Source organism: Kitasatospora sp. NPDC050543 (assembly GCF_044457565.1).
Lineage (GTDB): Bacteria > Actinomycetota > Actinomycetes > Streptomycetales > Streptomycetaceae > Kitasatospora.
The window spans coordinates 129,321-152,919 of record NZ_JBITGZ010000011.1; the positions used below are offsets into that span (position 1 = coordinate 129,321).

General features: G+C 73.2%; 21 protein-coding genes. 13 read left to right on the forward strand and 8 right to left on the reverse strand.

All coding sequences use genetic code 11. The annotated features are described in order from the left end of the window. The first annotated feature begins 88 nt into the window (after nucleotides 1–88). The 5 genes from ACIBH3_RS16390 (at nucleotide 89) to ACIBH3_RS16410 (ending at nucleotide 5,467) form a co-directional block, all read left to right on the forward strand. Entirely contained in the window at nucleotides 89–949 is an 861-nt protein-coding gene (locus ACIBH3_RS16390; RefSeq protein WP_396312637.1) for an ABC transporter permease, read from the forward strand. Further along, nucleotides 942–1,823, forward strand: coding sequence for an ABC transporter permease (locus ACIBH3_RS16395; protein WP_396312638.1), 882 nt, complete (start codon nucleotides 942–944; stop codon nucleotides 1,821–1,823). The genes ACIBH3_RS16390 and ACIBH3_RS16395 overlap by 8 nt, the downstream gene beginning before the upstream one ends. 104 nt (nucleotides 1,824–1,927) lie before the next feature. Further along, nucleotides 1,928–2,887: an ATP-binding cassette domain-containing protein gene (locus ACIBH3_RS16400; protein WP_396312639.1), complete on the forward strand. Its 960-nt coding sequence runs from the start codon at nucleotides 1,928–1,930 to the stop codon at nucleotides 2,885–2,887. A gap of 48 nt (nucleotides 2,888–2,935) precedes the next feature. Beyond that, complete coding sequence (locus tag ACIBH3_RS16405) at nucleotides 2,936–4,336, forward strand: DUF445 domain-containing protein (RefSeq protein ID WP_396312723.1); 1,401 nt, start codon at nucleotides 2,936–2,938, stop codon at nucleotides 4,334–4,336. Nucleotides 4,337–4,468: 132 nt separating this feature from the next. Then, nucleotides 4,469–5,467 (forward strand): adenosine deaminase, encoded by a 999-nt coding sequence (locus ACIBH3_RS16410; RefSeq protein WP_396312724.1) that lies wholly within the window; start codon nucleotides 4,469–4,471, stop codon nucleotides 5,465–5,467. 107 nt (nucleotides 5,468–5,574) lie between these two features. On the opposite strand, the gene ACIBH3_RS16415 is transcribed toward ACIBH3_RS16410, so the two are convergent. Together ACIBH3_RS16415 and ACIBH3_RS16420 are read right to left on the reverse strand one after the other, a co-directional pair. After that, nucleotides 5,575–6,267 carry a YidC/Oxa1 family membrane protein insertase gene (locus ACIBH3_RS16415; protein ID WP_396312640.1) on the reverse strand — a complete coding sequence of 231 codons (693 nt, stop codon included), beginning with the start codon at nucleotides 6,265–6,267 and terminating at the stop codon, nucleotides 5,575–5,577. Nucleotides 6,268–6,343: 76 nt separating this feature from the next. Continuing rightward, nucleotides 6,344–6,637 (reverse strand): DUF6412 domain-containing protein, encoded by a 294-nt coding sequence (locus ACIBH3_RS16420; RefSeq protein ID WP_396312641.1) that lies wholly within the window; start codon nucleotides 6,635–6,637, stop codon nucleotides 6,344–6,346. 149 nt (nucleotides 6,638–6,786) lie between these two features. On the opposite strand from ACIBH3_RS16420, the gene ACIBH3_RS16425 reads away from it, so the two are divergent. Both ACIBH3_RS16425 and ACIBH3_RS16430 read left to right on the forward strand, forming a co-directional pair. Further along, nucleotides 6,787–7,068 (forward strand): type II toxin-antitoxin system Phd/YefM family antitoxin, encoded by a 282-nt coding sequence (locus tag ACIBH3_RS16425; protein WP_396312642.1) that lies wholly within the window; start codon nucleotides 6,787–6,789, stop codon nucleotides 7,066–7,068. Beyond that, complete coding sequence (locus tag ACIBH3_RS16430; RefSeq protein WP_396312643.1) at nucleotides 7,069–7,488, forward strand: type II toxin-antitoxin system VapC family toxin; 420 nt, start codon at nucleotides 7,069–7,071, stop codon at nucleotides 7,486–7,488. It begins immediately after the preceding gene. 10 nt (nucleotides 7,489–7,498) lie between these two features. Here the strand turns inward: ACIBH3_RS16430 and ACIBH3_RS16435 are convergent, their stop codons facing one another. Next, nucleotides 7,499–8,569 (reverse strand): Gfo/Idh/MocA family oxidoreductase, encoded by a 1,071-nt coding sequence (locus ACIBH3_RS16435; protein WP_396312644.1) that lies wholly within the window; start codon nucleotides 8,567–8,569, stop codon nucleotides 7,499–7,501. A 53-nt stretch (nucleotides 8,570–8,622) separates the two neighbouring features. After that, nucleotides 8,623–9,720, reverse strand: a complete 1,098-nt coding sequence (locus tag ACIBH3_RS16440; protein WP_396312645.1) for a lytic polysaccharide monooxygenase — start codon at nucleotides 9,718–9,720, stop codon at nucleotides 8,623–8,625. A 433-nt stretch (nucleotides 9,721–10,153) separates the two neighbouring features. Here ACIBH3_RS16440 and ACIBH3_RS16445 point away from each other — a divergent pair, with 433 nt between their 5' ends. The 4 genes from ACIBH3_RS16445 to ACIBH3_RS16460 all read left to right on the forward strand — a co-directional run bounded on the left by ACIBH3_RS16445 (nucleotide 10,154) and on the right by ACIBH3_RS16460 (nucleotide 14,418). Further along, complete coding sequence (locus tag ACIBH3_RS16445) at nucleotides 10,154–10,933, forward strand: HAD-IIA family hydrolase (protein ID WP_396312646.1); 780 nt, start codon at nucleotides 10,154–10,156, stop codon at nucleotides 10,931–10,933. Between the two features lie 192 nt (nucleotides 10,934–11,125). Further along, the gene (locus ACIBH3_RS16450; RefSeq protein ID WP_396312647.1) at nucleotides 11,126–12,355 is read left to right on the forward strand and encodes a low temperature requirement protein A; all 1,230 of its coding nucleotides are present in this window, start codon (nucleotides 11,126–11,128) and stop codon (nucleotides 12,353–12,355) included. 125 nt (nucleotides 12,356–12,480) lie between these two features. Beyond that, nucleotides 12,481–13,194 carry a uracil-DNA glycosylase gene (locus tag ACIBH3_RS16455; RefSeq protein ID WP_396312648.1) on the forward strand — a complete coding sequence of 238 codons (714 nt, stop codon included), beginning with the start codon at nucleotides 12,481–12,483 and terminating at the stop codon, nucleotides 13,192–13,194. Nucleotides 13,195–13,362: 168 nt separating this feature from the next. Then, nucleotides 13,363–14,418 carry a glycoside hydrolase family 6 protein gene (locus ACIBH3_RS16460; protein ID WP_396312649.1) on the forward strand — a complete coding sequence of 352 codons (1,056 nt, stop codon included), beginning with the start codon at nucleotides 13,363–13,365 and terminating at the stop codon, nucleotides 14,416–14,418. A gap of 15 nt (nucleotides 14,419–14,433) precedes the next feature. On the opposite strand, the gene ACIBH3_RS16465 is transcribed toward ACIBH3_RS16460, so the two are convergent. Beyond that, nucleotides 14,434–16,365, reverse strand: a complete 1,932-nt coding sequence (locus tag ACIBH3_RS16465; protein WP_396312725.1) for a galactose oxidase-like domain-containing protein — start codon at nucleotides 16,363–16,365, stop codon at nucleotides 14,434–14,436. A gap of 146 nt (nucleotides 16,366–16,511) precedes the next feature. Next, nucleotides 16,512–18,308 (reverse strand): glycosyltransferase family 2 protein, encoded by a 1,797-nt coding sequence (locus ACIBH3_RS16470; protein WP_396312650.1) that lies wholly within the window; start codon nucleotides 18,306–18,308, stop codon nucleotides 16,512–16,514. Nucleotides 18,309–18,638: 330 nt separating this feature from the next. On the opposite strand from ACIBH3_RS16470, the gene ACIBH3_RS16475 reads away from it, so the two are divergent. Continuing rightward, on the forward strand, nucleotides 18,639–19,538 hold the full coding sequence (locus tag ACIBH3_RS16475) for an alpha/beta fold hydrolase (protein ID WP_396312651.1): 900 nt from the start codon (nucleotides 18,639–18,641) through the stop codon (nucleotides 19,536–19,538). Nucleotides 19,539–19,635: 97 nt separating this feature from the next. Here ACIBH3_RS16475 and ACIBH3_RS16480 read toward each other — a convergent pair whose 3' ends face one another. Together ACIBH3_RS16480 and ACIBH3_RS16485 are read right to left on the reverse strand one after the other, a co-directional pair. After that, the gene (locus ACIBH3_RS16480) at nucleotides 19,636–20,925 is read right to left on the reverse strand and encodes a hypothetical protein (protein ID WP_396312652.1); all 1,290 of its coding nucleotides are present in this window, start codon (nucleotides 20,923–20,925) and stop codon (nucleotides 19,636–19,638) included. Nucleotides 20,926–21,264: 339 nt separating this feature from the next. After that, on the reverse strand, nucleotides 21,265–21,861 hold the full coding sequence (locus ACIBH3_RS16485) for a DedA family protein (RefSeq protein WP_396312653.1): 597 nt from the start codon (nucleotides 21,859–21,861) through the stop codon (nucleotides 21,265–21,267). A gap of 616 nt (nucleotides 21,862–22,477) precedes the next feature. Between ACIBH3_RS16485 and ACIBH3_RS16490 the strand changes: the two genes are divergently transcribed. Next, complete coding sequence (locus ACIBH3_RS16490) at nucleotides 22,478–23,590, forward strand: LLM class flavin-dependent oxidoreductase (RefSeq protein ID WP_396312654.1); 1,113 nt, start codon at nucleotides 22,478–22,480, stop codon at nucleotides 23,588–23,590. Nucleotides 23,591–23,599 lie beyond the last annotated feature (9 nt).

Consider the following 23,599-nt stretch of genomic DNA (forward strand, 5'->3'; position numbering starts at 1 on the left):
TCCGGCCGGTCGGAGCCGATCCGGCGTGCGTGCGCGCGGATCGGGTAACCCGCCTCTCCGTTCCAGAATATGTCGACAAGGAGACAATATGCCCGCATCGGCGCAGCTCGGACCACCGAGGCCGCCCGCGGCACTCCCCGGCGGAAGGCCCGGGCTCTACCTCGCCATCGCCCGCGGCGCCTTCCGCCGCTACTCCACCTACCGCGCCGCCACCCTGGCCGGCGCCTTCACCAACACGGTGTTCGGCTTCATCCTGGCCTACACCTTCCTCGCCCTCTGGCAGGCCAGGCCCGGCCTCGGCGGCTACGACGTGGGCCAGGCCGTCAGCTACATCTGGGTCAGCCAGGGCCTGTTGGTCACCGTCGCCGTCTGGGGCGGCGGCTTCCAGGACGACGTCCAGGAGCGCTTCCGCAGTGGCGACATCGCCATCGACCTCTACCGCCCGGTCGACTTCCAGGGCTGGTGGTTGGCTTCCGACCTGGGCCGGGCCGCGTTCCACCTGCTGGCCAGGGGCGTGGCGCCGATGATCGCCGGAGTGCTGGCGTTCGACATCCGGCTGCCGCACCACGCGCTCGTCTGGGGGGAGTTCCTGCTCTCGGTGCTACTCGCGGTGGTGGTCAGCTTCGGGCTGCGCTACCTGGTCTCGCTCACGGGCTTCTGGCTGCACGACTCCGAGGGGGTGCGCTCGGTGATGATGGTGGTGGCGATGTTCTTCTCCGGGATGCTGCTGCCGATCGCCCTCTTCCCCGGGCCGCTGGGCTCGCTGGCTCCGATGCTGCCGTGGGCCGCGCTGGTCCAGGTGCCGACCGATGTCTTCCTGGAGCGGCGGACCGGTCTCGGCCTGCTCGGCGCGCTCGGGTTCCAGGCGGCGTGGGCCGTGCTCCTGCTGGCCGCGGGCCGGCTGGTCCAGCTGTTCGCGACCCGCAAGGTGGTGGTCCAGGGTGGCTGATCCTTCGTCAAGATCCGGGGTGTCGGCCGGCGCCGAGCTGTCGTTCGGCGCCGACTCACTGCTCGGGCGAGCCCGCTGGGCGCTGCGGGCCTGGTGGCTGATGGCCGGTATGTGGACCCGGGCGATCATGTCCTACCGGGCCTCCTTCGTGCTGGTGCTCTGCGCCAACCTGCTGGTGACCTCGCTGGACTTCGTGGTGCTGGTGCTGATGTTCCAGCACACCGACGAGCTCGGCGGCTGGACGCTGCCCGAGATCGGCTTCCTGTACGGCACCTCGGCCTTCGCGCTGGGCGTGGCCAACCTCCTCGTCGGCAGCGTCGACTCGCTGGGGGAGCGGATCCGCAGCGGGACGCTCGACACCATGCTGATCCGGCCCGCTCCCGCGCTGGCCCAGGTCTGCGCGGAGCGGTTCTCGCTGCGCCGCCTCGGCCGGGTGTTCCAGGCCGTGGCCGTCCTGCTCTGGTCGCTCGTGGCGGTGGACGTCCACTGGACCTGGGACCGGGTGCTGCTGGTGCCCGTCCTGCTGGCCTGCGGGTCGGTCATCTTCGCGGCGCTCTTCATCGGCGGTGCGGCCCTCCAGTTCTGGTGGGGCGAGGCGAAGGAGCTCCAGAACTCCTTCACGTACGGCGGCGCGACGCTGCTGCACTACCCCCCGACCATCTTCGCCAAGGAACTCGTCGCCGGGGCCGTCTTCGGCGTACCGCTGGCCTTCGTCAACTGGCTGCCCGCGCTGCACGTCCTGGGCCGGCCGGACCCGATCGGGCTGCCCGCGGCCTTCCAGTTCGCCTCCCCGGTCGCCGCCGTGTTCAGCGCCTGGCTGGCCGGCCTCGCCTGGCGGGCGGGCTTGCGGGCGTACCGCGGCACCGGCAGCTGAACCCACGGCTGAGCCCACGGCGGCTGAACCCATGGCAGCTGACCTCAAAGCGGTTGCCGTACAGGCAGATGACCTCGAACACGTTTCGGGAAAGGGCACTTCAGATGGCACTGATCGAACTCGACGACGTCCGCCGCACCTTCACCGTCCGCGCCAGAACCGGCCGGCTGCGCCGCGAGAAGCGCGAGGTGCGCGCCGTGGACGGGCTGACCTTCGAGATCGGCGCCGGCGAGTGCGTCGGCTACATCGGCCCCAACGGCGCCGGCAAGTCCACCACCATCAAGATGCTCACCGGGATCCTCGTCCCGTCCGCCGGGCGGCTACGGGTGGCCGGAGTCGACCCGGCCCGAGAACGCACCACCCTCGCCCGCCGTATCGGCGTGGTCTTCGGGCAGCGCACCACCCTCTGGTGGGACCTGCCGCTGCGCGACTCCTACGAGCTCGCCCGGCGGATCTACCGCATCCCGGACGGCCGCTACCGGGCCAACCTCGAACGCTGCGTGGAACTCCTGGACCTGGGCGCCCTGCTGGACACCCCGGTGCGCCAGCTCTCGCTCGGCCAGCGGATGCGCGGTGACCTCGCCGCCGCGCTGCTGCACGACCCGCAGGTGCTCTACCTGGACGAGCCGACCATCGGCCTGGACGTGGTCAGCAAGGGCCGGGTCCGGGAGTTCCTGCGCGAGGTCAACCGAGAGCAGGGCACCACGGTGCTGCTCACCACCCACGACCTGGTCGACATCGAGCAGCTCTGCGGCCGGGTGATGGTGATCGACCACGGCCGGGTGGTGTACGACGGCGGGCTGGAGGGTCTCCACACGGCGGGGATGAGCGAGCGCACCCTGGTGGTCGACCTGGCCGAGCCCGGGCCCGCGATCGAGGTGCCCGGCGCGCGGGTGGTCAAGGTGGAGGGTGCGCGCCAGTGGCTGGCCTTCCCCGCGCAGCAGAGCGCCGCGCCGATCGTGGCCGCCGTCGCCGCGCGCTACCCGCTCCAGGACCTCTCGCTCCGCGAGCCGGCCATCGAGGACGTCATCGCCCGGATGTACGCGGAGGTCGCGATCGGCTGACCCGTCGGGTCCGGTCCTACCCGGCCCGGATTGCCGGCTGCGGGGTGCCTGCCCGGCCGGCTGCGGCCTGCCGCGGCCGGTGGGCGCAGCGGCCCGGCGCGCGAAGGGGGGCGAGGAGGCCCGCGCGCGCCGGGCACGGGGCAGACTGGCGGAGTGAGCGACGAAGCCTTGAGCGGTACGGGCCCCGGGGTCAGATTCACCGCGGCCGACGAGGAGAAGAGACGTGGCGTCCGGCGGATGAAGACCATCGCGACCGGCCTGCTGGCCTTCGCGAGCGTGGTCTTCGCCCTGGCGACCTGGGCGAAGGCGGCCGGGGCGGGCTCCTGGGCGGGCTATGTCGCGGCGGCCGCCGAGGCGGGCATGGTCGGTGCGCTGGCCGACTGGTTCGCCGTCACCGCGCTGTTCCGCCGCCCGTTCGGCCTGCCGATCCCGCACACCGCGATCATCCCCACCAAGAAGGACGTCTTCGGCAAGTCACTGGGTGACTTCGTCGGTGACAACTTCCTCGCCGGGCACGTGGTGCGCGGGCGGCTCGCCGCGCTGGGCATCGCCCGCCGGGTCGGCGAGTGGCTGGCCGCCCCCGGCAGCGCCGAGCGGGTCACCAGGGAGGCGTCCGCGGCGCTGCGCGGCGTGCTCGCGGTGCTGCGCGACGACGACGTCCAGGCGGTGGTCGGCGAGGCGGTGACCAGACGGGCGCAGGCCACCTCGGTCGCCGAGCCGATGGGCCGGATGCTGGGCAAGGTGGTCGCCGACGGCGGTCACCACGGGGTGGTCGACCTGATCGCCGTACGGGCCCACGACTGGCTGACCGAGAACCATCTGGAGGTCGTCCACCGGGTCACCGAGAAGACCCCGGGCTGGACGCCGAAGTTCCTCGACAACCAGGTCGGGGAGCGGGTCTACCGCGAGCTGATGCGCTTCGTCACCGACATCCGGGACGATCCCGGGCATGCCGCCCGTGGCGCCATCGACAACTTCCTCGCCGACTTCGCCACCGAGCTCCAGCACGATCCGGAGACCATCGCGCGGGTCGAGCACGCCAAGGCCGACCTGCTCGCCCGCCCCGAGGTGAAGGACCTGATCGCCTCCACCTGGGCGGCCGTCCGCACCCTGGTGCTGACCGCCGCCGAGGACGAGGACAGCGAGCTGCGCCGGCGCATCCGGGACGGCGTGCGGAGCTTCGGCGAACGCCTGGCGACCGATCCCAAGCTCCAGACGAAGGTCGACGGCTGGCTCCAGGATGCCGCCCAGTACATGGTCGACACCTATCGGGAGGAGATCACCTCGCTGATCTCCGAGACGGTGGCGGGCTGGGACGCAGCCGACGCCTCCCGCAAGATCGAGGCCAACGTCGGCCGGGACCTCCAGTTCATCCGGATCAACGGCACGGTGGTCGGCGCCCTGGCCGGGCTGCTGATCCACACCGTCGCGGTGGTGCTGGGCGGCTGAGCGCCACCCTCGCGTAGCCTTTGCAGCACCTGAGGGAACGCGCGTAGAAGCCGCGCGCGGAACGCGCAGAAGGAGAGTGACACCGTGGTCCAGCCGGACAGCAGGAGCGGCATCGAGGCGTTCATCGCCGGCATGCCCAAGGCGGAGCTGCACGTCCACCACGTGGGCTCGGCCTCGCCGCGGGTGGTGGCCGAGCTCGCCGCCCGCCACCGCGGGCAGTCGAAGGTGCCGACCGACCCGGCGGCGCTCGCCGAGTACTTCAACTTCACCGACTTCGCGCACTTCATCGAGGTCTACCTGAGCGTCGTCAACCTGATCAAGGACGCCGAGGACGTCCGCGCGCTGACCTACGGCGTCGCCGAGGACATGGCCCGCCAGCACATCCGCTACGCCGAGCTGACCATCACCCCGTACAGCTCGGTCAGCCGCGGCATCCCGGACGTGGCCTTCATGGAGGCCATCGAGGACGCCCGCAAGGCGGCCGAGAAGGAGCTCGGCGTCGTGCTGCGCTGGTGCTTCGACATCCCCGGCGAGGCAGGCCTCGCCGCCGCCGAGGAGACCGCGCGGCTCGCTGTCGACCTCGCCCCCGAGGGCCTGGTCAGCTTCGGCCTCGGCGGCCCCGAGATCGGCGTGCCCCGCCCGCAGTTCAAGCCGTACTTCGACCGTGCCCGCGCGGTCGGCCTGCGCAGCGTGCCGCACGCCGGTGAGACCACCGGACCCGAGACGGTCTGGGACGCCCTTCGGGTGCTCGGTGCCGAGCGGATCGGCCACGGCACCCAGGCCGTCAAGGACCCGGCGCTGATGGACTGGCTCGGCGAGCACCGCATCCCGCTGGAGGTCTGCCCGACCTCGAACATCGCCACCCGGGCCGTCGAGCGGATCGAGGAGCACCCGATCCGGCAGATGGTCGACGCCGGGCTGCTCGTCACCGTCAACAGCGACGATCCGCCGATGTTCGGCACCGACCTGAACACCGAGTACGCGGTCGCCGCGAAGCTGCTCGACCTCGACGAGGCCGGGGTCGCCGCGCTGGCCAAGAACGCCGTCGAGGCCTCCTTCCTCGACCCCGGCGGCAAGACCCGACTCAGCGGCGAGATCGACGGCTACCTCGCGGCCTGGCCCCGCGGCTGACCCGTCCGCGCCGCCCGCGCCCTCCGGCCCGGGGCCCCGCCGCAACGGCTGGGCCCCGGGCCTTCGCGCTTCGGTGCTCCGGGCGCGCTTCGTGGATCCGGGCCGCGCTACACCGCCAGAACGGTCTCCAGCGTGCTCGGCGTGTTCCGGTGCAGCAGGGCGCGCTCGGCCGCACTCCACGCGGTGGTCGTGACCAGGTAGAGCCCGGCCGCCAGCGGCACCAGCGCGGCGAACAGCACGGTGCCGAAGGCCAGGTACGGCATCGCGCCCCCGCCCGGCATCGGCGTGGTCGCCGCCGCGGCCGCCTTACGGGCCCGGCGGAAGCCGACGTAGCCCACGGCGGCGAGCGCCGCGTACAGGGCGCCGAAGACCGCCACCTGCGCCGGGCCCTGCGCGTGGCCGATGTGCAGGCCGAGCGGGACGCCGAACAGGGTGTGGTCGAGCAGCTCGTTCGGGGTGGTGAACAGGCGGTACATCACCGAGAAGAACGGGATCTGCACCAGCATCGGCAGGCAGCCCGCGAACGGGGACGCCTTCTCCTCCTTGTACAGCTCCGCCAGCGCGGCCTGGAGCTTCTCCGGCTTGCCCTTGTGCTTGCGGTTGATCTCGGCCACCTGGGGCGCGAGCCGCATCCTGGCCTTCTCACCCCGGGCGGCGGCGCGCGCCAGCGGGTGCAGGGCCAGGCGGACGAGGACGGTGAACAGGATGATCGCCAGGGCTGTCGGCACCACGTGGGCGAGCGCGGTGACGGCATCGTGGGCCACGTGGACGGCGGGATCGAGAATGGCGAAGACGGACATGACGGGGTGAGCCCTCCGGGGTCTCTTGAGTGAGAGGTTCGGCGGAGGACGGCCGCGTGGTGGAACGGTTCGGCGGTTACGCGGCCGTCAGGGCCACGCCCGGCGCCCTGGGCCGACGACGGCCCCGGGCATCCGGATCACGCTGTGGAAGGAAGGCGGTCCGGAACGCGCGCCTGCGCAGCATCCCGTCCCGGACGGCGGCCGGAGCCCGAGCCCCGAGCAGCCGGGCGGCCACCAGCGTCCCGGCCGCGATCCCGGCCACCAGCACCAGCGTCGCGGCCGCGGCCACGGCCGTCAGCCCGCCCTCGCCGGTCAGCAGCTCACCCGTCAGCAGCCGCAGCAGCCCGAGGAGCGTCGCGAGCAGCGTCATCGCGGGACCTCCTCGGGTGTCGGTGATGCGGGCAATGGACTCGGGTAGTGACTGCTGACGATGGTACGGGCACGGCGGGCCCTGTCAATCAGCTTCCGTGGGCCTTCTCTGATGTAGCCAGGGGGGCTACACGGGGCTACTTTGGAGGGATGAAGACGATTACCCAGCGCGAGTTCCGGAACAACTCCGCCGCGGTGATGGACGCGGTGGAGGCGGGGGAGATCTTCCACATCACCCGTAACGGGGTGGAGGTCGCCGAGTTGCGGCCGGTGGGGCGGCGGCGTCGGCTGAGTGCGGAGGAGCTGGTGGTCCGGCACGGGAAGCTGCCCCGGGTGGACTACGAGCAGATGCGCAAGGAGGCCGACGACTTCTTCGGTTCCGAGGAGCGGGTCGGCGAGGACGACGACCCGTTCGAGCGGCAGAGTGACTGAGTGGCCGAGCGCAGGGGCCGCAGGCGGCGGCCGGCCGGGGTGCTCGACACCTGTGTGTACATCGATCTGGCGTTGCTGGACCCGGCGGCCCTGCCGGTGGTGCCCGAGCTGACCGCGATCACCGTCGGCGAGCTCCAGCAGGGTGTGGCGATGGCGCGCGACGCGCTGACCAGGACGGCGCGGCTGGAGGTGCTCGGGGCGGCGGTCGCCGACTTCGATCCGCTGCCCTTCGACGCGGCGGCCGCCGCCCGGTACGGCACGCTGGTCGCGCTGACCATCGCCGCCGGGCGGCAGCCGCGTCCGCGGCGGATCGACCTGATGATCGCCGCGATCGCCTCGGCGCACGGCCTGCCGCTGTACACCCGCAACATCGCGGACTTCCGCGGGCTGGGCGCGGCGGTCGAGGTGATCGCGGTCTAGCGTCCGGTGCTCAGCCGAGCCGGACGGCGTTGCCGGTGGCGGCGCAGGTGCGGGCGGCCTCCAGGACGGCGAGGGTCGCGACGGCGTCGCGCGGGTCGACCGGGGGAGGCGTGCCGGTGGCCAGGGCGGTGGCGATGCCCGCGTAGTAGGCGGGGTAGTCGCCCGGGTCGGTGGGGGTGCGGACCGCGGACTCGTCGGTGCCCAGGAGGCCGTACTGCGCGGGGTCCTCGGCGCCCCACGGGCGGTCGCCGCCCGGGCGGTGGCCGGCCCGCAGGTCGCCCTCCTGCGGGTCCATGCCGGACTTCACATACCCCGCGCGGTCGCCGAGGACGCGCAGGCGCGGGCCGGCCAGCGGGGTGATGGCGCTGGTCCACAGGTGCGATCGGGTGCCGCCGGCGTGGGTGAGGGCGAGGAAGGCGTCGTCGTCCACCACGGCGCCGTCCCGGCGGACGTCGATCTCGGCGTAGACGCTCTCGACCGGGCCGAACAGGGTCAGCGCCTGGTCGACCAGGTGGCTGCCGAGGTCGTAGAGCGTGCCGCCGACCTCGGCCGGGTCGGCCAGTTCGCGCCAGCCGGCCTTGGGCTTGGGCCGGAAGCGTTCGAACCGGGACTCGAAGCGGTGCACCCGGCCCAACGCGCCCTCCTCGACGAGTCGGCGGGCGGTCAGGAAGTCGCCGTCCCAGCGGCGGTTCTGGAAGACGGAGAGCAGCATCTGCCGCGCCTCGGCGAGTTCGCACAGCTCGCGCGCCTCGGCCGCGGTGGCGGCGAGCGGCTTGTCGACGACGGTCGCCAGGCCCGCCTCCAGCGCGGCCCGGGCGAGCGGGACGTGTGTCCGGTTGGGGGAGGCGATGACGATCAGATCCAGCGCGCCGGGGTCGGCGAGCAGCTGCTCGGGGGTGTCGACGGCGCGGGCGCCGGGGTGTTCCTCGCGCAGCTGGGCGCGGCGGTCGGGGTTGGCGGTGACCACCGCGTCCAGCTGCAGTCCGGGGGTGGTGGCGATCAGCGGCGCGTGGAACGCGGAGCCGGCCAGGCCGTAGCCGATCAGGCCGACGCGGAACGGGGGGCGGGACGTGGGGCTCATATGTCCTACTCAATCACGGTGTGCCCCACCGTCCGGGATTGCGGCACCGTCAGTCAGCGGGCGTGGGCGCCGGGGGTACGGCGGCGGCGCCGCAGGACGGCCACGGTGGTGCCGGCCAGCAGGAAGGCGACGCCCACCGCGCTGAGCAGCGCGGTGGAGCGGTCGGAGGCGCCGGTCTGGGCGAGGCTCTCGGCGGCGGCCGTGCCGGAGGCGGCGGGCGGGGCCGCGGGGGCGGATGGGACGGCTGCGGTGGGAGCGGCCGGCGGGGTGGATGCGAGGGCGGCGGCCACCGCGGCGGGTGCGGCCGGGGGCGCGGGGGCGGGGGCGCTGCCCGCGCCGGTGGCCGGGGCGCCGGAGGACGGCGAGGTGGCGGCCCGCGAGGTGACGGCCGGCGAGGTGGCGGCCGGCCCGGTGGTCGCCGTCGGCGCGGCCGGGCTCGCCGGGTGGCTGTGCCCGCCCGCGGGTGACGTACCGTCCGCCGTCGGTACGGGTGCGGTGCCGGCGGTGCTGCCGCTGCCGTCGAAGACCACGTCCGAGCAGGAGTAGAACGCCTCCGGGCTGTCCGAGCGCTGCCAGATCGCGTAGATCAGCTGGCGGCCGGTCCGGCCCGCGGGGATCTTGCCGGGCAGCACGTACGAGCCGTCCGCCAGCTGCGGGTCGGTGACGCTGACGAAGGGCTGGGCTTCGAGGTTGGACCAGGTCAGTGGCTTGGCGGGGTCGTAGCTGCTGTTGGTCATGAAGAGCTGGAAGGTACCCCGGTGCGGGGCGGTGGCGCGGAAGCGGAAGGTGAAGTCGGCGCCGGAGGTGAGGTTGGTCGCGGGCCAGTCGGCGCGAGGGAGGTCCAGGCCCCGGTACGTCTGCGAGCCGGCGCTGCACAGCCTGCCGTCCGGGATCAGCTCGCGGTGGCGGCCGGCGGCGTCGCCGATCCGCAGGCTCATCCAGTCGTAGAGGGCCGCGGTGCCGCCCAGGGCGACGGCCGCCTTGCAGGCCGCCGATTCGGGGTGTTCGGCACCCTCCAGGTAGCAGCCCTCGACCCGGCTGAGCGGGTTCTGCATCGATCCGTGCGCGGAGGCGGTGCCGGACCCGAGGGTGGCGGCCAGCGCGCAGCCGGCGAGGGTGAGCAGGGCGGCGGTCGGGCGGCGGGTGGACATGGGTGGGGAACTCCTTCGGGGAGTGGGGGTGAGGGTGGTGTCGTTCACGCTAGACCGGCCGCGGGGGTGCGGTGACGTGCCATCAGTGCGGTTAGGGGCGGCTTAAGGAACCTTTGAGGCGGGCGGTGGCCGCGCCCGGGCCGGCCGCGACGGGTGGTGTGCGCAGCCGCGCCGGTTCCGGTGGGCGGGACCGCGCTGCCCTCGGGCAGGCGTGCGGATTAGGCTGTGGCCGTTGGGGCAGCCGGCAGTACCCCCGGCCGGCCGCGGTGCGGCGGACGGGCATGCGTCGGTGCGGCGCGCGCAGGTTTCGGCCGGGCAGGTGCCCAAGGCGGCGGGTGCTCGGCAGGGCGGATGACGTCAGATGATTCGACGCAGCAGATGTTCGACACAGCAGGTTTCGTACGACCATCGCAAGACCTCAGGAGACACGCACGTGGCAGACCGCAAGCCCATCGAGTCCTGGCTGACCGACATGGACGGCGTCCTCATCCACGAGGGCACGCCGATCCCCGGGGCGGAGGAGTTCCTGCGCCGGCTGCGGGAGTCCGGCAAGCCGTTCCTGGTCCTGACCAACAACTCCATCTACACGCCGCGCGATCTCAGTGCCCGGCTGGCCGGTATGGGCCTGGAGGTGCCGGAGGAGTGCATCTGGACCTCCGCGCTGGCCACCGCCAAGTTCCTCATGGGCCAGCGGCCCGGCGGCACGGCGTACGTCATCGGCGAGGCCGGCCTCACCACGGCGCTCTACCAGGCCGGGTACGTGCTGACCGACAACAACCCGGACTACGTGGTGCTCGGGGAGACCCGCACCTACAGCTTCGAGGCGCTCACGAAGGCGATCCGGCTGATCAACGCGGGTGCGCGGTTCATCTGCACCAACCCGGACGAGACCGGGCCCTCGACCGAGGGCGTGCTGCCGGCCACCGGCTCGGTCGCGGCGCTGATCACCAAGGCGACCGGGGTGGATCCGTACTTCGTCGGCAAGCCCAACCCGCTGATGATGCGGGAGGCGCTGAACAGCGCCGGGGCGCACTCGGAGAGCGCGGTGATGATCGGCGACCGGATGGACACCGACATCGTCGCGGGTATGGAGGCGGGGATGGAGACCATCCTGGTGCTGACCGGGCTCACCGCGGCGGCCGACGTGGAGCGCTTCCCGTACCGGCCGACCCGGGTGGTGCAGTCGATCGCCGACCTGATCGAGATGGTCTAGCGCCGGCGGGTTCGCTGTCGTTCGGGCCCTGCCTCCGGTACGCGCCGGGGGCGGGGCCCACCGCACGGTCGTGGCAAGCGGTGTCGTAGGAGGGGGCGGGGGCCGATGAGTCATCCCGGGGCACAGCAGAAGTCCGGGCAGGGGGAGCAGCCGGTGGCGGGGCAATGGCCGCCGACGGGGGAGCGGCCGGGGGTGGGAGAGCCGGTGGCCGGGGAGCCGCCGGGGGCGGAGGAGAAGCGGGTCACCTGGGCGGAGCTCTACTTCGACCTGGTGTTCGTGTTCGCGATCACGCAGGTCTCGGGGCTGCTGCACCACCACCACGACTGGGCGGGGACGGCCCGCGCGCTGGTGGTCTTCGTCCCGCTGTACTGGTGCTGGGTCGGTACGACCGTGCAGGCCAACATCCGGGACGTGGACAACCCCCGCGACCGCCTCGGCATCTTCGCCGTGGGCCTGGCCGGGCTGTTCATGGCGCTGGCCGTGCCCGGCGCGTACGGCCGCCGGGGGCTGCTCTTCGGGGCCGGGTACTGGGCGGCCCGCCTGGTGCTGCTGGGGCTGCTGATCCGGCTGCGGGGAGTGTGGCGGGGGCCGTACGGGGTCGGGGCACTGGTCAGCGGGCCGCTGATGCTGGCGGGCGGACTGGTGGACGGCAACCTCCGGCTCGGGTTGTGGGCGCTCGCGGCGCTCTGCGACCTCTCCGCCCCGGTGGTCTTCCGGCGGCGGCTGGCCGCGGTGAGCTACCACCCGGCTCACATGCCCGAACGGTTCGGGCTGTTCCTGCTGGTCGCGCTCGGCGAGTCGATCGTCGGGATCGGTGCCACCGCCGCCCAGGCCCGCCTGGACGCGGCCGAACTCACCTCCGTCGCGGCCGCGTTCACCATCTCCTGCGGCCTCTGGTGGCAGTACTTCGTTTACGCGGCCGACGCCATGCGGCACGCGGTGACCGTTGCCGACTCGCGCCGCGACGTGATCCGGCGGGTCTTCCAGTACGGGCACCTGGCGCTGGTCGGCGCCGTGATCGCGGTCGCCGTCGGCCTCGGCGAGACGGCCGCCGACCCCTGGCAGCACCTGGGCGCCGGGTCGGCGGCGCTGTTGTACGGGGGCTGCGGGCTGTACCTGCTCACCTTCGGCTACACCCGCTGGATGATGTTCCGGGCGGTCGCCACCACCCGGATCGTGGCGGCGGTGCTGGTGCTGGCCCTGCTGCCGCTGGTGGTGCGGATGCCGGCGATCGGCGCGTTGGTGCTGCTCGCCGCGGTGCTGGTGGCACTCAACGTGGTCGAGCAGGTGCGGGTACGGCGGGCCGCGGCCGGGCAGCCGGAGGGCCCGGGGGGTCCGGAGGGGCCTGGGCGGCCGGGGGAGCCCGCGGCGGGTGCGGGCGCCGGGGAGGAGCTGCCCGGTACGGGGTCCGTTCCGGCCTGAGACCCGGATTGTCAGTCGCCCTGTGTAGCGTTCGGGGTGGAAAGAGGGCGTACCGGGCACTGGACGGTACGGCCGAGGTCGGGGCGGCGCGGCAGTGGGCCGGCGCCTGGTGGGAGGTAGAAGTCGTGACGGACACTGTCGAGGCCGGCGTGGGCGCGGGGTTCGAACTGCCGGAGTCCTGGCAGGAGGTGCTCGCCGACGAGGTCGGCAAGCCCTACTTCGCGGAGCTGGCGGCCTTCGTGGCGGCCGAGCGGGCGGCGCACCAGGTCTTCCCGCCGAGCGGGCAGGAGTTCTCCGCGCTGGAGGCGACGCCGTACGAGAAGGTCCGCGTGCTCGTCCTCGGGCAGGACCCGTACCACGACGACGGCCAGGCGCACGGCATGAGCTTCTCCGTCCTGCCGGGCACCAGGACGCCCCCCTCGCTGCGCAACATCTTCAAGGAGCTGGACGCCGATCTCGGCATCCCGGCCCCCGACAACGGCTACCTGATGCACTGGGCGGAGCAGGGCGTGCTGCTGCTCAACGCGGTGCTGACGGTCCGTGCGCACGAGCCCAACTCGCACAAGGCCAAGGGCTGGGAGAAGTTCACCGACGCGGTGATCAAGGCGGTCAGCGCCCGTGACGAGCCGGTCGTCTTCGTGCTCTGGGGCAACTACGCCAAGAAGAAGCTGCCGCTGATCGACACCACCAGGCACATCGTGGTGCAGGGCGCGCACCCGTCCCCGCTGTCGGCCAAGCTGTTCTTCGGCAGCCGCCCCTTCTCCCAGATCAACGAGGCGCTGGAGGGCTTCGGCGCCGAGTCCATCGACTGGCGGGTGCCGGACCTCAAGGCGAACTGACGCACGGGGAACACAGCAGCGACGGCCACCGGCGCAAGGGGCGGCCGGTATGAAGCCGGCGGGCGCGAAGGCGAGCTGACCAGCACCGGCGTGGCGGCGGCTCGTGCGGCCGCCCGCCCGGACGTGCGAAGCTGGAGCCGGACGTGAGGCCGGCGAAGGGGGGCGTTCGTGCGCCGGACGTGGCGAAGGACTCTGCTTCGGCTGGGCGCGGTGGCGATGGCGCTGACGGCGGGCGCTGTCGGCTGCTCGGGTGCGCCCGCGCCCGAGCAGCCTCCTGCCACCGCGCCCGCGGCGTCCGGCGCGCCGCCGCCCACCGCCGGCAGCACCTCGCTGGCCCCGGCCCCGGAGCAGCCGTCCGGCCAGACGTTCTTCGTCCCCGCGACACCGGCCGGCGCGCAACTGGCCGAGCTACGGGCCAAGGGCCGGACGGCGGAGGCCGACACCCTCGCCCGGATCGCCGGGCAGCCGGCGGCACGCTGGCTCGGGGAGCAGGACACCGGCGGCACCGCCGAGGAGCTCAGCCGGCAGGCCGCCGCCGTCGGGCGGACCGCGGTGCTGGTGGCGTACGCCATCCCGCATCGCGACTGCGGCCAGTTCTCCGCCGGCGGGGTCGCCGACGCGGCCGCGTACCGGGCCTGGATCACCGCGATCGGCGCGGGTCTGGCCGACCGCGGCGCCTGGGTGGTGCTGGAGCCGGACGCCGTCGCGCACAGCCTGGAGGGCTGTGGTCTGGGTGCCGCGGACGTCGCCGAGCGGTATGCGCTGCTCGCCTTCGCGGTGAAGGAACTGAAGAAGCACCAGCGGGTGCGGGTGTACCTGGACGCCGGCAACGCCGGCTGGGTGCAGGACCGTCAGGCGCTGGTCGGCGCCCTGCGCAGCTCCGGGATAGGTGAGGCGGACGGCTTCGCCGTGAACGTCGCCAACTTCTACACCACCGACCGGAGTGCCGCGTACGGCAGTGAGCTGTCGGCGGCGCTCGGCGGCAAGCACTTCGTCATCGACACCAGCCGCAACGGCAACGGCCCGCTGGGCGGCGAGGCCTGGTGCAACCCACCCGGGCGCCGGCTCGGTGAGCGGCCGACCCAGGAGACGGGCCGGCCGTGGGTGGACGCCTACCTGTGGGTCAAGAACCCGGGCGAGTCGGACGGCGACTGCGGCCGGGGTGAGCCCCGGCCGGGCGAGTTCTGGCTCCCGTACGCCCTGGGTCTGGCCTCCGACGGATAGCGCGGTGGCCGGGGCTCACTCCGTCACCTGCACCCAGCTGGCGACGGACGGGGTTCCCGCGGTGTCGGTGACGAAGAGCATGTACCAGCCCGGCGGCAGCAGGTCGTGGTTGGCGGGCAGGGTGAGCGAGAGCGTGCCCGCGCCGCGCCCGGCGATGTCCAGCGCCACCGAGCGCTGCTCGACGTCCGTGGCGTGGGTGACCGAACTGGGCCGGATCAGCTTGGCGGTGGCGATCCGCTCCGGGGCCGGGGTGGCGGCCGAGATGGTGCTGCCGAGCTTGGCGGCGGCCGGGGCGCCGGTCAGCTCCGGGCGGTCGCCGTGGAAGAGGTACGGCGGGGTGTAGATCTCGATCCGCTGCTCGAAGTCGGCCGGCCGGGTGTCCGCGCGGTCGGCGAAGAGCGGGTTGGAGCCGAGCACGACCACCCGTCCGTCCGGGAGCAGCAGGGCCTCGGAGTGGTAGTCCCGGCCGACGGCGGGTGCGGCGGCGGTGGTGAAGGCGTTGGTGTCCGGGTGGTAGACCTGGGCCTTCAGCAGATCGCTGCTGTGCTTGCCCCGGTAGTCGGCGGAGCCGCCGGTGGTGAACACGGTGTCGTCCGGCAGGATCACGCTGTTCAGGTAGCGGGTGCCGCCGGCCGGCAGGTCCGGGCCCGGGGTGAAGGCGGGGTCGGGCGCGGAGAGGTCGGCGATGTCCGTCCGGGCGGTGGAGCGGGGCGACTCCCCGACGCCGCCACCGCCGAGGACCATCACCTTCTGCGTCTGCGCGGGCGGCAGCAGCACCGAGGACGAGGTCTCGGTCAGGTCGGGATCGCGAAGGCCTTCGACGGGCCGGAAGCTGTTGGCCGCGAGGTCCCAGAGGCCCGGCCGGCGGCCCTGGTCGGCCGGGCCGTAACCGGCGTTGGAGCCGGAGTAGAACAGTTTGCCGGAGGCCGTCAGGAAGAGTGAGGGGTAGGTGGGGAAGTACTGGTCGGGGGCTTTCGACCAGGTCCTGGCCACCGGGTCGTAGATCTCGTTGTCCTGGCCGCCGAGGATGCGGCCGGTGTCGTCCAGGCCTGAGACGGTGATCACCCGGCCGTCCCCGAGACCGGTGAGCGTCGGGTACCAGCGGGCGTACGCCATGTCGCCGACCCGCTCGTACTGCTCGGTGTCCGGGTTGAACTCGAAGGCCGACCGGATGCCCTGGAAGTCCTGCTTCTCCAGCGTCATCCGCTCCGCCATGCCGTAGAGGTTGCGGGCGTCGGCGCCGCTCAGGCCCTTGATGGCGTACTGGGTGCTGCTCCCGTTGACGTACGCGGCTCCGGGCTCGCCGGCCTCGACGAAGACCTGCTGCTCGGCGGCGGTGACCTTGGTGGCGGCGCCGCTGCCGCTCTTGACGGCGGCGGGCACCGTGACCTCGGCGGTGGAGCGGTACTCGCGGCCGTCCGGAGCGGTGAACACCGTCCCCCTGGGCAGGGTGCGGCCGGTGTCCGGGTTCTCGTTGCGTACCCGCATGGCGCCCGCGGCCTTCCTGACCGCGCCGTCCAGGGCCTCGTAGCGCAGCGTGCCGCCGGCCACCAGCAGGCGGCCGTCGGGCAGCGCGGTGTGTCCGCCGCAGAACATGTCGGCGGGGGTGGGGATCAGCCGGTAGGTGTTGCGGGCCGGATCCCAGAGCAGGCTCTTGAAGCTGCCCGCGTCGAAGCTGCGCTGGTCGTTGCCGGATCCGGCGATGATCAGGATCTTGCCGGTGCGCAGCAGCGTCGCGTGGACGGCGTTGATCCGGAACTCGGCCGGCAGCTCGACGGTCTGCCAGTGGCCGTACTCGGCCTTGTAGGCGGGCCGGTTGATCACGTACCGGTGGTACTGGCTGCCGGCGAAGCCCAGCACGGCGGGTGCGTTCATTCCGGCGACGGTGAGGACGACGGTGCTGCCCAGGGCGAAGCGCCTGGTGCGGCCGGCGTTGCGGATCTTCACGATGGTGCCCCCTGTACTGCGCTCCGGTACCGCTCTCGTGTACTGATCTCCGGTGTTCTCGGTGTTCTCAGTGTTCTCGGTGCTCACGGTGTTCACGGGCTGCTCGGGCTGCTCGGGCGACCGCGCGGGCGGTGCCGTCGGTGCGGTCAGCTCGTGCCGCTGCCGCTGCCGCTGCCGCTGCCGCTGCCGGTTGCGGGGCGGCGGTTGCGGTAGCCGTCCGCGCCGCACACGCAGAGCGGCAGCAGGCTGAAGAAGAGCGCGATGCAGGCCCAGACCCGCATCGCGACATGGTCGTGGCCGGTGAAGAAGGAGGCCGTCACGGCGCCGCCGAAGACCAGCACCCAGAACAGGTGGATCCGGAAGGTGGCGAGCCGGTCCCGGCTGGCGGAGTCGCCTTTCGGGGTGACCACGAAGCGGCTCCGGCGGCGCAGCGCCGCCTGTAGCAGCGAGGCGGCGTAGATCGGCCCGCAGAGCGCCGACATCACCATCCCGGCGACGCCGGAGGAGCCGGCGGGTTCGTGCGGGCTCACGTTGTGCCGGCGGTTCCAGGTGTAGAGCAGGACCTGGAGGGCGGCGGCGTCGCTGTAGAGCATCATCCAGATCTCGGAGGAGACCTGCACCCCCGATGCTCCGAAGCCGAGGTAGAGCACGCTGGAGAGCCCGCCGAGCAGCCAGGTGAGGGCGGCCATCGGGTAGAAGCAGACCATCAGCGTGTAATTGAGCAGCCGGCCGGGCGTCAGCCGCCAGGCGGCCCGCCAGTACTGGGTGAGGATGGTCTCGTAGGTGCCTCGGCTCCAGCGCAGTTGCTGGGAGAAGAAGTCCGTCCACGAGGACGGGCCCTCGCCGACGGCCAGCACGTCCGGGGTGTAGACGGACTTCCAGCGGGCGCCGGTCGCGGGGTTGCGGCGGCGGTGGAACTCGAGGCCGGTGGCCATGTCCTCGGTGATCGAGTCGCGGAGCCCGCCGATGGACCGCAGTGCGCTGATCCGCACCGCGTTGTTGGTGCCGACGAACATCGGCGCGCCGTAGCGGTTGCCGGCCCGCTGGATCAGCGCGTGGAAGAGGAACTGCTGGCTCTCGGAGAACCGGGTGACGGCCGAGCCCGAGCTGCGGTAGTTGCCGTACACCTGCGGGCCGACGACGAAGGCCACGTCCGGGTCGCGGAAGTAGCCGAGCATCCGCTCGCCGAACTCGGGCAGCGGGACGTGGTCGGTGTCCACCGAGACCCAGAAGTCGTAGTCGTCGCCGTGTGCCTGGAGCCAGCTGTTGTAGTTGCCGTGCTTGGTCTTGCGCCGGAAGCTGCCGGTGGGCCGGTTCCAGCGCTCGACGCCGTGCCGGGTGAAGTGGTGCACGCCGAGTTCGGCGCAGAGCGCGCGCATCGCGGGGTCGTCGCCCTCGTCGAGCAGCCAGAGGTCGTACGGCCCTTCGTGGCGGACGGCGCGGGCGGCGGTGAGCGTCGCGCGGACCATCTCGGGTGGTTCCTTGCCGGGGACGCAGGTGGTGAGGAAGGCCACTCGGGTGCCGGACTGCGGCGCGACCGGGACGGGGTCGCGGGCGACGAGCGTGGCGTGGGCGTTGGAGACGACGTTGACCAGCCGGAAGACCTCGACGATGGCGACGATGGCGATCATCACCTTGTCCCCGGCGAGCAGCCAGGGGTGGTGCTCCCCGGGGCGGTCCGGCCAGTGGCCCGGCAGCAGCAGCCAGACCAGCAGGGTGGCCTCGACCACGGGCGCGGCGGTCAGCAGCAGGGTGGCGCGCAGGCGGTGCGGATCGTGGCGCAGCAGGCTGCGGTACTGCACCCGGTAGGGCGCGGCGGCCGGCCCCGGCTCCGGCTCCGGCCGGGGCAGCGGACCGGCGAGGTGGCTGAAGCGGGCGTAGTCGTAAGGGGTCAGGGATAGGTCGGGCACGGCCGGCGCGGCCGATGACAAGGCCTTGGCCACTGCGGTCACTCCCCCCGGTGGGCCGCGGTCTGCTGTACTCGTTCAACGCGTACGACCGTCCAACTCTCCCCGGGGGAACACGTGATCGCAACCGATCCTGGATTCGATCAGCTATTCGGCGGGCGGCGCCGAACGGTCTCGGCCATCCGGCGCCGGGTCGGCGTTGATGCTTCGATCCGGTGTCCGGGACTCGAACGGGTGCTCGTTGCCGGGGGTATGTCCACCGTGCACAGGGGAGCGGGTCCGGGTACGTGCCGCGCGGCCATGTCCCGGCGCCGGCCCGGCGCCTAGAGTGCGCGGGGAGCAACCGGCCGGCGGGAGGGGCGAGGCGTGAACGGGTACAGGTCGCGGCACGAGGAACTGACGGTGCCGGTTGCGGGCGGCGCGCTGACGGTCCTGCGCTGGCCGGCCGCCGATCCTGCGGCTCCCGTCGTGCTGGCCGTGCACGGCATCACCGCCAACGGCCTGGCCTGGTCCGAGGTCGCCGGCGCGCTGGCCGGCCGCGTCACCCTGCTGGCACCCGACCTGCGCGGGCGCGGCGCCAGCCGCACGCTCGGCGGCCCGTACGGCCTGGCCCGGCACGCCGACGACATGGCCGAACTGATCTCCGCCCTCGGGCTCGGGCCGACCGTCCTCGCGGGCCACTCGATGGGCGCCTGGATCGCGGCCCTGACGGCGGTGCGCCACCCCGCTCTGGTGCGCCGGCTGCTCCTGGTGGACGGGGCGGTGAGCCTGCCGCTGCCGGCCGGAGTGCCGCCGCAGGACGCGCTGGCGGCGGTGCTCGGCCCCGCCCTCGCCCGGCTGTCGATGAGCTTCGCCGACCGGGACGCCTACCGGACCTTCTGGCGCAAGCACCCCGCGTTCGGCGGTGCCTGGTCATCGGCGATCGAGGCGTACATCCAGCGTGACCTGATCGGCGCGGAGCCAGAACTCCGTTCCTCCTGCGTCCTGGAGGCGGTGCGGGCGGACGGCGCCGAGGTGCTGCTCGACCCGGACGCCGCGGCGGCGGTGCACCGGCTGCCGTGCACCGCCGAGCTGCTCCTCGCGGAGCGCGGGCTGCTGGACGAGGCGCAGGCGCTCTACGACGAGGAGCGGATCGCGGCGGCGGGGCTGGACCCGGACCGGGTGACCTCGGCGGCGTTCGTCCCGGACACCAACCACTACTCGATCCTCCGGGGCGGGCGCGGCGCGGACACCGTGGCGCGGCGGCTGCTCGGCGCCGCCGGCTGAGCGGGCCCAGCTCAGCGCACCCGGCCCGCCGCGCCGTACCCGGGCCCAGCTCAGCGCACCCGCGCCACCCCCACCTCGGCGGCTCAGGCCGCCGCGCTCACCCGGCCGTACCGAGGAAGCTCTGCCAGCCGCCGGACGGTGCCTGCCCCACGCCGAGGGTGCGCAGCTTGCGCAGCGTCGACTGGTCCTGCACCTCCAGCCACTCGACGAGCTGGCGGAACGAGACCAGCCGCACCTCGGGCTTGTCCGCGATGGTCTTCAGCGTCTCCTCGACGGCGTCCATGTAGATCCCGCCGTTCCACTGCTCGAAGTGGTTCCCGATGAACAGCGGCGCCCGGTTGCTGTTGTAGGCGCGGTCGAAGCCGGCGAGGTAGGAGTCGCGGGCCTGGGTGCGCCAGTCGTTGTACTTGGCCGGGTCGCCCTTGGTGCTCCCCTTGGACTGGTTGGCCAGGATGTTGTAGTCCATCGACAGCACCTGGTACGAGTGCCCGGGGAAGGGTATGCCCTGGAGCGGGAAGTCCCAGATCTTGCCGTCCTGCACCTTCTGCGGCCAGATCTGCAGGCCGCCGGGCGAGCTCGCGTCGTACTTCCAGCCCAGCTTGGCCGCGGTCGGCAGCAGTGCCTTCTGCCCCTCCAGACAGGGCGTGCGGCCGCCGATCAGCTCCTTGTGGTAGTCGAACGGCAGCGGGTCGACGTCGGTGAAGCCGGTGTTGGTCCGCCACTGCGTCACGAAGGAGACGGCCTGGTCGATCTCGCTCTGCCAGTCCTCGGGCGACCACTTGTTGACGCCGTTGCCGTCCGGGCGGGAGGAACAGAAGTGCCCGTTGAAGTGCGTGCCGATCTCGTGCCCGTCCAGCCAGGCCTGGCTGAGCAGGTGGATGGTGTTCTTGACCGCGCCGTCGGAGAGGTAGGGGATGTCGGAGGCGCCGACGGAGTGCTGCGGCGGGTGGTACAGGTCGGCCTTGCCCTTGGGCAGGGTGTAGATGCCGGAGAGGAAGAGCGTCATCGACGCCTTGTGCTCCTTGGCGAGCTTGAGGAAGCGCGGGAACTGGCCGTCGTCGGTGGCCCCCGCGCCGTCCCAGGAGAACACCACGAACTGCGGCGGGCGCTCGCCCGGCTTGAGCTTCTCCGCCTTCGGCTGGTTCGGCTGCGCGCCGGTGTCCGAGGTCGAGCCGTCGCCGATCGGCGTGCCCTTCACGGCTCCGCTCGCGCTCGCGCTGGGGCTGCCGGAGCCGCTGCCGTTCCCGCCGGGCGTGGCGTTCTCGCCGGCCGCGCCCCGGGTGGTGGCGGTGGACGGGGAGCTGCCGCTGGAGCAAGCCGTGACGGCTCCGAGCGCCGCCGCCCCTGCGGCGGCGCCCAGCACGGTCCTGCGCGAGATGCTGCTCATGGTCTCCCCTGGTGCCGATGTCCGGTCGCTGCGGTGGCGGTCCGCCGGGCCGCCCCGGCGCGGGCACCCCGGTGCGGACGACGGGCCGTCAGGCAGCGTTGTCATAATCGGACGGTAATGGTTATTCCGCCATTAGCGCGTGATCCGAGGGGAGAAGCCGCGTTCGGCTCGGCCCCCTGGTAAGCACCACGTGCCCGGCGTCCCGGACGGCTCCGGGAACGGGCCTTCTGTTGCAGTCCTGTGACGTGCCGTCCCGTGACGTGCGCCGTCGCGTGGCCGGGTCGTCGCGTCGCCGGGGCGCGTGCGAGGACACCGCGCGCAGCCCGTCCCGACGGGGCCTCAGACCGCCTGGAGCCGGCGATGGCGCCGGACCGCCCGGGCGCTCGCGGAGCTGATCGCGGTGGCCGCCGCGCAGGACACGGCCAGGCTCAGCCAGGCCGTGTCGAACCAGTGGCTGTTCAGCCAGCCCAGCGTCACGATGTAGCTCGCCCAGATCAGCGCCGCCAGCGCGGACCAGCGCAGGTACCGACGGGGATGGGCGGGGGAATGGCCCATCGCGAGGTCGAGCACGGTACGGCCGGCCGGCACGAAGCGGGCGATCACCACGATCGCCGCGGTGGCCCCCGTGGTGCGGTTGTCCAGCGCGCGCTGTACCCGTTCGACGCTGGCCGCCAGCTGCGGCCGGTGCTCCAGGCGGCGGTGCACCGAGGGGGCCCCGCGCCGGGCCAGCCCGAGCAGCAGCAGGTCGCCGAGGAAGGACGCGACCGCGACGGCGAGGGCCAGCATCAGCGGAGCGCCGTCGATCCGGGAGGTCTTCAGTACGGCGAGGATGACCAGGGTGCCGCTGGGCAGGAAGGGCAGGAAGGCGTCACCGAGTACGGCGCAGAGCGCCACGGCGCAGATCCACGAGGATCCCAGCAACGCTGCGATGTCCATGTCGTACTCCCTCCAGACCGCCCGGGGGAGCAGTGGCTACAGGGGCCAACGCTAGCGGGTCGACCTTTCATGCCCTGAAGCACCCCCTGTGTGGCCGGGGTCACAGCAAGGCGCGAGCCCCCGGAGCGGGGTGCCGCTCCGGGGGCTCGCGGGGATCGGGCGTGCTGGTCCAGCCCGCCGACCTTGCTGACGAGTGCGGATCCGTGCGTGATCCGCCCTGCTCGGTAGCCTGCCGGATACCGGCCGCCACCCGCGACCCCTGGGGCTGGCGACTTCCCGCGCTGGCGTGAAACCGCCACCGCCGCAGGCTTGCTGGTCGACCGTCAGGTGGGCTACCGGCCGAACGGCCGGTCGAGTGGCCGTCCGGACAGGACAGCATCCCGGCTGAGGGCGGGACCGTCCGAGGCCGTGCCGGGCTGCCGGCCGACGGGATCCCCGGGCGCGCGCGATGCGGCGCGCGCCGGCTGCCGGCCGACTTCACCGACCCGGGGAACAGCCGGCCGCCCCCGCCGGTTGTCCCCCGACGGCGGACACCCCGCTCGTACAAGGAGCACCGCGTACCAGGCGTCGCAGGCGCCCGAAGGCGCCCCGCCCTACCCGACCAGGAGGCCACGGCATGACCAGCGAGGACCAGCGGACGCCCGCAACCGACCGGCCGGCCGGCGGCCTGCCGCACCGGGGCGACGCCGTCCGGGGGGTGCCCCGGGGCACCGCGCCCGCGCCGCTGTCCATCCTCGACCTCGCCACCGTCGGCGTCGGCTACACCCCGGCCGAGGCGCTCGCCGCGGCCACCGCCCTGGCCCGCAGCGCCGAGGAGTGGGGCTACCACCGCTTCTGGGTGGCCGAGCACCACGGCATGCCCGGGGTCGCCAGCTCCACCCCGGCCGTCCTGCTCGCCCACCTCGGCGCCCACACCGCCACCCTGCGCCTGGGCTCCGGCGGCGTGATGCTCCCCAACCACGCGCCGCTCGCCATAGCCGAGCAGTTCGGCCTGCTGGAGGCCCTCAACCCGGGCCGGATCGACCTCGGCCTCGGCCGGGCGCCCGGCACCGACCAGGCCACCGCCCGGGCGCTGCGCCGCGGCCTCACCGAGGGCGCCGACGACTTCCCTCAGCAGCTCGCCGAACTCACGCACTTCCTGGACGGCGACTTCCCGCCGGGTCACCCCTACGCCCGGCTGGCCGCCGTCCCCCGGGGCGCGTCCCGGCCGCCGGTCTGGCTGCTCGGCTCCTCCGGCTTCAGTGCCCGGCTGGCCGGCCGGCTCGGCCTGCCGTTCGCGTTCGCGCACCACTTCGGCGGCAACAACACCATCCCGGCGCTGGATCTCTACCACTCCAGCTTCCGCCCCTCCGCCGTGCTGGCGGAGCCGTACACGCTGATCGGGGTGAGCGCGGTCGCCGCCGAGGGGCAGGGGCAGGCCCGCCGGCTGGCCAGGTCGGCCGGGCTGGGCATGCTCAGGCTGCGCCGCGGCAGCCCCGGCCCGATCCCCACCCCGCAGGAGGCCGAGGAGTACCCGTACAGCCCGGCCGAGGCCGACTTCCTGGAGGGCTGGCTGGCGAACGTGGTGCTCGGCGCGCCGGGTGAGGTGGCGGACGGCCTGGAGGCGCTGCGCAAGCGCACCGGCGCCGACGAGCTGATGGTCACCTCGCACATCCACGGGCACGAGGCCCGGCACCGCTCGTACGGGCTGATCGCGCACGCCTACGGCCTGACGGACCGCCCGGTGTAGCGCGCCGGG